This is a genomic window from Bradyrhizobium sp. (assembly GCF_049512235.1).
GTDB lineage: Bacteria > Pseudomonadota > Alphaproteobacteria > Rhizobiales > Xanthobacteraceae > Bradyrhizobium.
Map to the genome: position 1 here is coordinate 1 of NZ_JBEKXH010000346.1, position 6803 is coordinate 6803.

The window sequence follows — 6803 nt, forward strand, 5'->3', positions numbered from 1 at the left end:
GGGTGTTTTCCGGTGCCTCGCTGTGAATACTCGTGTGCGTGATGGCCGTTTTCTGCACGCGAGGCTGCGGGTGCCACTGGGCATCCGGCATTCCCCACGCCCTCTGTTTGGGCGGAAGTCTCTTGCAACAGCCCGGGCGCGTCGCGCCGCGGGGCTATGAACGCATGTTTAGAACGACCGTCATTGCGAGGAGCCCTTGCGACGAAGCAATCCAGCTTTCTTTTCGCCAAAGCTGGATTGCTTCGCTAACGCTCGCAATGACGATCTCAGACTATCTTTGCTCGGCTGTTTGAAAAGTGCATCGGAATTTTGTAGGGTGGGCAAAGCCACCGGGTCGCGCGAATGCGCGAGCCGATGGCGTGCCCACCAGCTTACTCAAGCAAGGGGTGGGCACGGCGCGAAGAGCGCCTTCGCCCGCCCTGCGAATCGACACGGGAATCTGCATGCCCCTGTTTCCGGACCTGTATTAACAGGGCTTAACAGGAAAAAGGTGTTGTCTTCCGGAGCCACAACTTTTCCAATCGCCTGCATAGCCCTGCTTTTCGGGATGGTTCCGAGGGGTTGTAGCAGCTCGCAGGGATCGCGATCCGCGACCGGCAAAACCGAACGCTGGGCCGATCCCGGCTTCGGCGGTCGAGAGCCCGCTACGGCCCTGCAACGACCTCGGCACCCTCGGCCAGGATGCATCTGGCGATCCGGTCCGGCCCGACCCGCACATTGGGCGGCCTTCGTTCGACACAGCCGGCTTGCACGAAAGCGCAGCGGGGCGCGAATGAACAGCTCGTTGGCGCCTGGTCGAGCGAGGGCGGCGTTCCCGGAATGGTTTCCAGCCGCTGGCCCCGTTTGGCGCCGTGAACGGTGGAAGCCAACAGCCCGCGCGCGTAAGGATGAACAGGCGCGCGCACGATCTGGCCAATTTGGCCCTGCTCGACAATCTCTCCAGCATACATCACGGCGACCCGATCGCAGATTTCGATCGCGACCCCGATATCGTGGGTGACGAAAATCACGGACATGCCGAACTCGCGCTGCAGCTCGCGCAGCAGCAGCAGGATCTGGATTTGCACGGTGGCGTCGAGCGCCGTGGTCGGCTCGTCCGCGAGCAGGATTTTCGGCTTGCAGGCCAGCGCCAGCGCGATCATCGCGCGCTGCCGCATGCCGCCGGACATCTCGTGCGGATAGGCATCGAGCCGGCGTTTGGCGGAGGCAATGCGCACGACGTCGAGCATTTCGAGCGCGCGCGCCATCGCTTCGCGGTGGCTCTTGCCTTCGTGGCGCATCACACTTTCGGCGATCTGCGCCCCGATGGTGTAGACCGGATCGAGCGCGAGTGCCGGTTCCTGGAAGATCATCGAGACGGTCTGGCCGCGGAATGCCGACAGCTGATCGTCGTCGAGCGCCAGCACGTCACGCCCCAACACTCGAATACTGCCGGAGATCCGCGTCCGCTTTTTCGGCAACAGCCGCATCAGCGCGCGCAAGGTTACGCTCTTGCCCGATCCGGACTCGCCGAGCAGTCCCAGCACTTCCCCTTCCCCGAGCGAGAGACTGAGATCATTTACCGCGTAGACCGTGCGATCGCCGCTGAAGCGGATGCTGAGGCCGCGGATCTCCACCGGCTGGATCATGCCAATGCCGGCACCCGGTCGTGGAAATCGGTTGCGCGCTGGAACGCCGCCCCGATCCGCAGCAGCGTGGCTTCGTCGAACGAGCGGCCGACCAGTTGCATTCCGACGGGCAGACCGCCCTGCGTAAAACCTGAGGGGATCGAAAGCGCCGGCAGGCCGAGATAATTGACCGGCCGGGTAAAGCGCGTCAGCCGCTGGATCACCGCCTCGGCGTCGGGGTTGTTGCCGACATCGCTCTCGGCAATGGTGGGAGCCGCGACCGGCGCCACCGGCGCGATCACGGCATCGACGCCGGCGGTGGCCTCAAGATGCGCCGACAGCGCCGGGCCGCGCCAGCGCATCGCTTCGAGATAGGACACGCCGGGGATCGCAAGCCCGTTCTGCAATCGCATCAGAACCTGCGGACCGTAATCCTGCGGGCGCTCGATCAGCCATCGCTTGTGAAAGCTCGCGGCTTCGACGGCAAGCACCAGCTGGCACGCCGCGGTGAGTTGGCGCTGGTCCGGCAGTTCGACCTCAACGATGCGGGCGCCCTCACGCTTGAGGACGGCGATGGTCTGGTCCAGGATTCGCGCCACTTCCGCGTCGAGATCGTCGACATAGAAAGCGCTGGGTACGCCGATGCGAAGGCCCTTTATCGGCTGTCGCGTCGCCGCCGCGTAATCCGGGACCGGTCCGGCGATCGCGGTCAGGTCTTCGGGGTCCGGCCCCGCCATCAGGCCGAGTAGCAGGGCGCAATCCTCTGCGCTGCGCGCCAGCGGCCCGACGGTGTCGAGGGACTGCGACAGCGGCATCGCACCGGCGCGGCTGATCCGCCCGACCGTCGTCTTCAATCCGGTGACGCCGCAGAAATGCGCCGGCATCCGGATCGAGCCGCCGGTGTCCGAGCCGAGCGCGGCAAATGTCAGCCGTGCCGCCACCGCCGCGCCCGATCCCGACGACGAACCGCCGGTAACATGCGCAAAACCCCAGGGATTATGCACCGGTCCGTAATGCGCGTTGTGGCCGGTCGGACCATAGGCGAACTCCGCCAGCTGCAGCGACCCCAGGCGAATCGTGCCGGCTTGCTTGAGCCGCCGCAGCGCGGTGGCGGTCGTGGTGGCGATGAAATCGCGCCGGATAAGCGAACCGCAGGTGACCACCTTGCCGGTCTCGTAATACATGTCCTTGTGCGCCAGCGGCACGCCATGCAAGGCGCCGCCGGCATGGCCTTTGGCCAGCGCCGCATCGGCCGCGTCGGCCGCCGCCAGCGCCTCGTCTGCTTCGATCGCCATGAAGGCATTGAGGCGGGGCTGCCACTGAAGGACGCGATCGAGACAGGATTGCGTCACCTCGCGCGCGGTGAAACGCCGTTCGGCGATGCCCTTGGCGACCGACACCAGCGACATCAAGGCAAGTTCGGTGCTCATGGCGTTGCCTTCCGGACCAGCGCGGCGGTTTGCACGACGAGAAAGGTCGCGGGCTCCAGATCGAACGGCAGCGTTCCCGCGACCGCGGCAAAACCTTCGAACGCCGGGCCGATGGAAATGGCGATGCGCGTCGCCTCCTCGGGGCTGACCGGCACGCCTGCGACCTCTGCGATCGCCTTGATCTCTTTAGGGCTGGGTTTCGTCATACGGCATCTCTCCCCTGTGCTGGCGCGCGGCTGTGACCTGAACCTGCCATCGCCATGAAGCACGCCGCTTGATGCCCCATTCCGTCGAGCCGGTAAAGTTTTGGCGTGGCCTTCGCGCAGAGCGGCTCCGCGAACGGGCAGCGGGTATGAAACCGGCATCCGCTGGGAGGATCGATCGGATTGGGCGGATCGCCCGAGATCGGCGGCGCCTCTGTCCGGTGGTCGGGATCGGAGGATGGCATCGCCGCCAGCAGCGCCCGTGTATAGGGATGGGCCGGCGCGTCCCATACCCGGTCGACCGGTCCGAGCTCCACCACTTCGCCGAGATACATCACCAGGACGCGGTCGGAAATATAGCGCACGACGTTGAGATCATGGCTGATGAAGAGATAGGTCAGGGCGAATTCGCGCTTCAGATCGACCAGGAGATTGAGCACCTGCGCCTCGACCGACTTGTCGAGCGCCGATACGGCCTCATCCAGAATCAAAAGGCGCGGCGACAGTGCCAGCGCGCGGGCGATGTTGACGCGCTGGCGCTGCCCGCCGGAAATCTCGTGCGGATAAGTGTTGGCAAAGGTTTCCGGCCGCAAGCCCACCTTGCCGAGCAGATCGCGCGCCAGCGCGCGCGCGGCCACCGCGGACAGGCCATGAACCTTCGGTCCGAAGGCGATCGATTGCTCGATGGTCAGGCGCGGGTTGAGCGAGGCGTAGCTGTCCTGAAACACCATCTGCATGGCGCGGCGCAGCTCACGCAGCGACAATGCGCGGCCGACCTGTAGGCCATCATAGATGATTTCGCCGGCATCGCGCGGCATCAGGTGCATCAACAGCCGCGCGGTGGTCGACTTGCCGCAGCCGGATTCGCCGACGATGCCGACGGTCTCGCCCTTGGCGATCGCAAACGACACATCATCGACCGCGCGCACCGTCTTGCGCGCGCCGAACAGCCCGCCACGCACCGGAAAGTGCTTTGTCAATCCCAGGACCTGCAGCAGCGGCTGCGCCGCGCCGCCGCGATCCTCGATTTTCTCCAGCCTATCGATGGATGGCGCTATTTCGCTCACGGCATCAATTCCGGATGTCCATGGCGCTGCGCATGCCGTCGCTGAGGAGATTGAAACAGATCGAGACCGCGAAGATCATCACCCCCGGCAATGCCGCCACCCATGGATTGATGTAGATCGCGGTCCGCAGCGTGTTCAGCATCAAGCCCCATTCCGGCTCCGGCGGCTTGGTACCCAGGCCGAGGAACGACAGCCCGGCCGCCAGGATCATCGACACCGAGATCAGGCCGGTGGCATAGACGAAGATCGGCCCCATGACATTGCCGAGCATGTGCACGCGCATGATGGTGAATGGACCGGCGCCGGACGCCCGCGCCGCCTCGACGAAATCCATATTGCGGACCCCGGTGGTGACGCTTTCGGCGACCCGGGTGATTTGCGGCACGAATACGATGGTCAGCGAAACGATCGAATTGACGATCCCGGCGCCGAGCGCGCCCGAAATCGCGATCGCCAGCAGCACCGAGGGAAAGGCATAGAACACATCGACGGTGCGCATGATCGCGGTGTTGATCTTGCCGCCGACATAGCCCGCGACGAGGCCGAGCGAGGTGCCGGCCAGGAAAGCCAGAATCACCGGGAGAATCCCGATCACCAGCGACAGCTGGCCGCCATAGACCAGCCGCGCCAGCATGTCGCGGCCGAGTTCGTCGGTCCCGAGCGGATATCCTGTCGTGCCGATGTGACGCAGCCTTCGGATCATCGAGCCCTGATAGGGGTCGGCGAGCCCAAGCCACGGCGCCAGCAGGGCAGACAGAAATATCAGGGCCAAGATACAGGCGCAGGCCATGCTGACCTTGTCGCGCGCGAGGCGACGTCCGACCGTCGTCCAATAACCGCGCGCCTTGGCGGCGGGCCCTGCCTGCAGGGCCGCATCCGTGATCGCGCTGCTGGGGCTGATGCTCAATGGCTCAGCTCCGCTTGATGCGCGGATCGATCGCGGCCTGCGCGATATCGACCATGAGATTGAGGAACACGAAGAACAGCGCCAGCACCAGGATGGTGCCCTGCAGCAGCGGCAGATCGCGCTGGAAGATCGCCGAATTGAGCAACAGCCCGGAGCCCGGCCACGAGAACACGGTTTCGATCAGGATCGAGCCGCCGAGCATGTAGCCGAGCTGCAACCCCATTACGGCAAGCGCCGTCGGCGCGGCGTTCTTGATGACGTGACCGAACACGCGGGTTTCACGCAAGCCCTTGGCGCGCAGGGCCTCGACGAAATCCTGGCTCAGGATATCGCCGGTCAGCGCGCGCACGGTGCGGGTGACGATCCCCATCGGTATCACCGAGGTGGTGATCGCGGGCAGGATCAGATAGCGGATATGTTCCCAGTCCCAGCCCCAGGCGCCGGAGCCGCCGGGGCCGGCGCCGACCGCGGGCAGCCAATTGAGCTCTACCGAGAAGATGATGACCAGCACCATGCCAAGCCAATAATGCGGAACGGAAACGCCGGCGATCGCGATCGAGGTCGCCACCTTGTCGATCCAGCTGTCGCGGAAATAGCCGGCGATCAGGCCGAAGAACAAGCCCAGCGTAAATCCGATCAGCGCGGCCGCGATCGCGAGCGTCACGGTGTTGCCGACCGCGCGCATGACTTCCGTCAGCACCGGGCGTCCGGTGGCGATGGAATGGCCGAGATCGCCGTTGACCGCCCGCCACAGCCAGAGCCCGAACTGGACCGGCAGCGGACGATCGAAGCCGTAAGCGATGCGCAATTGATTGGCGAGTTCCTGCGAGGCATCGGCCGGCAGGATCGCGACCAGGGGATCGCCGGGCGTAATGTGCACCAGCAGAAAGCATACCAGCGCCACGCTGATGATGATCGGGATCACATAGACGATGCGCCTGGCGATATAGATGAGCACGGAAGACCTTCAGTCAGTAACCGCAGTCTCTAGTCTGTAGGGTGGGCACGGCGCAAGCGCGCCTTTGCCCACCCTCCGCATTGCTTGTTTCGTCATGCCCGGGTTTGACGGGGTTGGAACATAGCAACGCCATCAACTCCGTGCTTGCCTCACGGCGTCATCGAAATCGGCGAGAAGTCCACGAACCAGCTCTTCGGTTGCACGAAACCCTTGATCTTCGGACTCATGGCGCGGGGAGCAACGTCGTGGGCGACATAGAGAAAGGCCGCATCGTCGACGGACGCCGCGTGCAGTTCGGCCAGCGCCTTGTCCCGCTCGACCGGATCGAAGGTCTGGCGCGCCTTCGTCACCAGTTCATCGAATGTGGGATTGTTGATAAATCCCCAGTTATTGGACACCGGCGGCGCCATCGAAGATTGCAGGAAGCGCACCAGCGCAAAGAACGGATCCATCGCCGCATAGGTCACGTTGGTGGCGTTGGCCCCATTGGCGGACGGATCCTTGGCGCCGCGCCGCCAGTTGGTGAACAGCGTATTCCATTCGATGACGTCGAGCTGGACGTCGAAATAGCATTCGGCCAGCGCCTGCTGCAGATACTCGTTCATCGGCAGCGGCAGCATCTGGCCGGAGC

The 6803-nt window shown here is 64.5% G+C and carries 6 protein-coding genes and 1 pseudogene; all 7 read right to left on the bottom strand.

Annotated elements, in window-relative coordinates; translation table 11 throughout:
- Positions 1-644: 644 nt before the first annotated feature.
- A complete protein-coding gene (locus tag ABSG20_RS25670; RefSeq protein ID WP_423867294.1) occupies positions 645-1628 on the bottom strand; it encodes an ABC transporter ATP-binding protein in 984 nt (327 codons plus the stop codon).
- Complete coding sequence (locus ABSG20_RS25675) at positions 1625-3037, bottom strand: amidase (protein WP_423867295.1); 1413 nt, start codon at positions 3035-3037, stop codon at positions 1625-1627. The genes ABSG20_RS25670 and ABSG20_RS25675 overlap by 4 nt, the downstream gene beginning before the upstream one ends.
- On the bottom strand, positions 3034-3243 hold the full coding sequence (locus tag ABSG20_RS25680; RefSeq protein WP_423867296.1) for a hypothetical protein: 210 nt from the start codon (positions 3241-3243) through the stop codon (positions 3034-3036). The genes ABSG20_RS25675 and ABSG20_RS25680 overlap by 4 nt, the downstream gene beginning before the upstream one ends.
- Positions 3240-4307 carry an ABC transporter ATP-binding protein gene (locus tag ABSG20_RS25685; protein ID WP_423867297.1) on the bottom strand — a complete coding sequence of 356 codons (1068 nt, stop codon included), beginning with the start codon at positions 4305-4307 and terminating at the stop codon, positions 3240-3242. Before ABSG20_RS25685 ends, ABSG20_RS25680 begins: the two co-directional genes overlap by 4 nt.
- Positions 4308-4311: 4 nt before the next feature.
- On the bottom strand, positions 4312-5214 hold the full coding sequence (locus ABSG20_RS25690) for an ABC transporter permease (protein WP_423867298.1): 903 nt from the start codon (positions 5212-5214) through the stop codon (positions 4312-4314).
- A gap of 4 nt (positions 5215-5218) precedes the next feature.
- Complete coding sequence (locus ABSG20_RS25695; RefSeq protein ID WP_423867299.1) at positions 5219-6172, bottom strand: ABC transporter permease; 954 nt, start codon at positions 6170-6172, stop codon at positions 5219-5221.
- A 149-nt stretch (positions 6173-6321) separates the two neighbouring features.
- Positions 6322-6803: pseudogene (locus ABSG20_RS25700) on the bottom strand (ABC transporter substrate-binding protein); the annotation flags it as partial.

Bases quoted from the DNA above. Each gene is read 5' to 3' on its own strand.
- ABSG20_RS25670 (WP_423867294.1), bottom strand. From the start codon at position 1,628: ATGATCCAGCCGGTGGAGATCCGCGGCCTCAGCATCCGCTTCAGCGGC.
- ABSG20_RS25675 (WP_423867295.1), bottom strand. From the start codon at position 3,037: ATGAGCACCGAACTTGCCTTGATGTCGCTGGTGTCGGTCGCCAAGGGC.
- ABSG20_RS25680 (WP_423867296.1), bottom strand. From the start codon at position 3,243: ATGACGAAACCCAGCCCTAAAGAGATCAAGGCGATCGCAGAGGTCGCA.